Source organism: Agrobacterium sp. CCNWLW32 (assembly GCF_037083425.1).
GTDB classification, from domain to species: domain Bacteria; phylum Pseudomonadota; class Alphaproteobacteria; order Rhizobiales; family Rhizobiaceae; genus Agrobacterium; species Agrobacterium radiobacter.
Genome location: NZ_JBAOJM010000030.1, coordinates 3,153 through 6,350 on the forward strand (window position 1 = coordinate 3,153; position 3,198 = coordinate 6,350).

Consider the following 3,198-nt stretch of genomic DNA (forward strand, 5'->3'; position numbering starts at 1 on the left):
GGTTTCCAAGCATTGTGATAAGGTATCTTACTTTCGAATACATAGGGGTAAGAAGCGAACGCAGGGAACTGAAACATCTAAGTACCTGCAGGAAAGGACATCAACCGAGACTCCGCAAGTAGTGGCGAGCGAACGCGGACCAGGCCAGTGGCAATGATGAATAAAGCGGAACGATTTGGAAAAGTCGGCCATAGAGGGTGATAGCCCCTTACGCGTAGAACAGTCATTGTCCTTGAGTAGGGCGGGACACGTGAAATCCTGTCTGAACATGGGGAGACCACTCTCCAAGCCTAAGTACTCGTGCATGACCGATAGCGAACAAGTACCGTGAGGGAAAGGTGAAAAGCACCCCGACGAGGGGAGTGAAATAGAACCTGAAACCGGATGCCTACAAACAGTCGGAGCCCGCAAGGGTGACGGCGTACCTTTTGTATAATGGGTCAACGACTTAGTGTAACTAGCAAGCTTAAGCCGGTAGGTGTAGGCGCAGCGAAAGCGAGTCTGAATAGGGCGATTGAGTTAGTTGCATTAGACCCGAAACCGAGTGATCTAGCCATGAGCAGGCTGAAGGTTGGGTAACACCAACTGGAGGGCCGAACCCGTATCTGTTGCAATAGATTGGGATGACTTGTGGCTAGGGGTGAAAGGCCAATCAAACTCGGAAATAGCTGGTTCTCCGCGAAATCTATTTAGGTAGAGCGTCGACCGAATACCCTCGGGGGTAGAGCACTGGATGGGCTATGGGGACTCACCGTCTTACTGATCCTAACCAAACTCCGAATACCGAGGAGTACTAGTCGGCAGACACACGGCGGGTGCTAACGTCCGTCGTGAAAAGGGCAACAACCCTGACCTCCAGCTAAGGTCCCCAAGTCATGGCTAAGTGGGAAAGGATGTGAGGATCCCAAAACAACCAGGATGTTGGCTTAGAAGCAGCCATCATTTAAAGAAAGCGTAACAGCTCACTGGTCTAAATAAGGGTCTTTGCGCCGAAAATGTAACGGGGCTAAAGCCATGCACCGAAGCTGAGGATTTGCAGTAATGCAAGTGGTAGCGGAGCGTTCCGTAAGTCTGTGAAGGCGGACCCGTGAGGGCTGCTGGAGATATCGGAAGTGCGAATGTTGACATGAGTAACGATAAAGGGAGTGAGAGACTCCCTCGCCGAAAGACCAAGGGTTCCTGCTTAAAGTTAATCTGAGCAGGGTTAGCCGGCCCCTAAGACGAGGCGGACACGCGTAGTCGATGGGAACCACGTTAATATTCGTGGGCCTGGTGGTAGTGACGGATCTCGTGTGTTGTACATTCTTATTGGATTGAATGTGCGGCGAAGAGGTTCCAGGAAATAGCTCCACCGTATAGACCGTACCCGAAACCGACACAGGTGGTCAGGTAGAGTATACCAAGGCGCTTGAGAGAACTATGTTGAAGGAACTCGGCAAATTGCACGCGTAACTTCGGAAGAAGCGTGACCCCATTTTAGGCAACTATGATGGGGTGGCACAGACCAGGGGGTAGCGACTGTTTATCAAAAACACAGGGCTCTGCGAAGTAGCAATACGACGTATAGGGTCTGACGCCTGCCCGGTGCTGGAAGGTTAAAGGGAGGGGTGCAAGCTCTGAACTGAAGCCCCAGTAAACGGCGGCCGTAACTATAACGGTCCTAAGGTAGCGAAATTCCTTGTCGGGTAAGTTCCGACCTGCACGAATGGCGTAACGACTTCCCCGCTGTCTCCAACATAGACTCAGTGAAATTGAATTCCCCGTGAAGATGCGGGGTTCCTGCGGTCAGACGGAAAGACCCCGTGCACCTTTACTATAGCTTTACACTGGCATTCGCCAAGGCATGTGTAGGATAGGTGGTAGGCTTTGAAGCAGGGACGCCAGTTTCTGTGGAGCCATCCTTGAAATACCACCCTTATCTTCGTGGATGTCTAACCGCGGTCCGTTATCCGGATCCGGGACAGTGTATGGTGGGTAGTTTGACTGGGGCGGTCGCCTCCGAAAGAGTAACGGAGGCGCGCGATGGTTAGCTCAGACCGGTCGGAAATCGGTCGTCGAGTGCAATGGCATAAGCTAGCCTGACTGCGAGACTGACAAGTCGAGCAGAGACGAAAGTCGGTCATAGTGATCCGGTGGTCCCGTGTGGAAGGGCCATCGCTCAACGGATAAAAGGTACGCCGGGGATAACAGGCTGATGACCCCCAAGAGTCCATATCGACGGGGTTGTTTGGCACCTCGATGTCGACTCATCGCATCCTGGGGCTGGAGCAGGTCCCAAGGGTATGGCTGTTCGCCATTTAAAGCGGTACGTGAGTTGGGTTCAGAACGTCGTGAGACAGTTCGGTCCCTATCTGCCGTGGGTGTAGGAATATTGACAGGATCTGTCCCTAGTACGAGAGGACCGGGATGGACGTATCTCTGGTGGATCTGTTGTCCTGCCAAGGGCATAGCAGAGTAGCTATATACGGAATGGATAACCGCTGAAGGCATCTAAGCGGGAAACCAACCTGAAAACGAGTGTTCCCTATCAGAGCCGTGGAAGACGACCACGTTGATAGGACGGGTGTGGAAGCACAGCAATGTGTGAAGCTTACCGTTACTAATAGCTCGATCGACTTCTTCGTTCCCATTGAATATGTTCATCAAGCGAAGCTTGATGACATCATCTTCTGTCTTCACGGGCCAAGGGCCCTGCAGACGGCGCGCGCCACAGGTATTTTGCTTGACAGCAAAAACCGGAAGGCGCGACGGACTAGCGTCCTGTATGGCTGCCTCGCTCAACCTCGAGCAAGGCAGGCAAACGGACCAGTCAAAGAAAGACGTGTTAAATTAAATAGAGCTTCGGCTCTCCAGCTTCTCGAAAACTGTTTCCATCTCAAAAATGGAAATCGTTGCGTTTTGCCGACCTGGTGGTTATCGCGGGGCGGCTGCACCCGTTCCCTTTCCGAACACGGCCGTGAAACGCCCCAGCGCCAATGGTACTTCGTCTCAAGACGCGGGAGAGTAGGTCGCTGCCAGGTCTGCAAAACGCAACACAAAATCTTCTCAATCACAAAAATGGGCTTCAAGCCCAAATCAAAAGGCCGCCAACAGCGGCCTTTATGCTATAATAAATCATTCCGCGGGGTGGAGCAGCCCGGTAGCTCGTCAGGCTCATAACCTGAAGGCCGCAGGTTCAAATCCTGCCCCCGCAACCAA

At 52.6% G+C, this 3,198-nt stretch carries 1 tRNA gene and 2 rRNA genes (1 of these 3 cut by a window edge); all 3 read left to right on the forward strand.

Annotated elements, in window-relative coordinates:
• Positions 1-2,624 (forward strand): 23S ribosomal RNA (locus tag V6R85_RS26100) (it extends 245 nt beyond the left edge of the window).
• 281 nt (positions 2,625-2,905) lie between these two features.
• A 5S ribosomal RNA gene (gene rrf / locus V6R85_RS25915) occupies positions 2,906-3,020 on the forward strand.
• Between the two features lie 100 nt (positions 3,021-3,120).
• Positions 3,121-3,197: transfer RNA gene (locus V6R85_RS25920), tRNA-Met, on the forward strand.
• The last annotated feature ends 1 nt before the right edge of the window (position 3,198 follow it).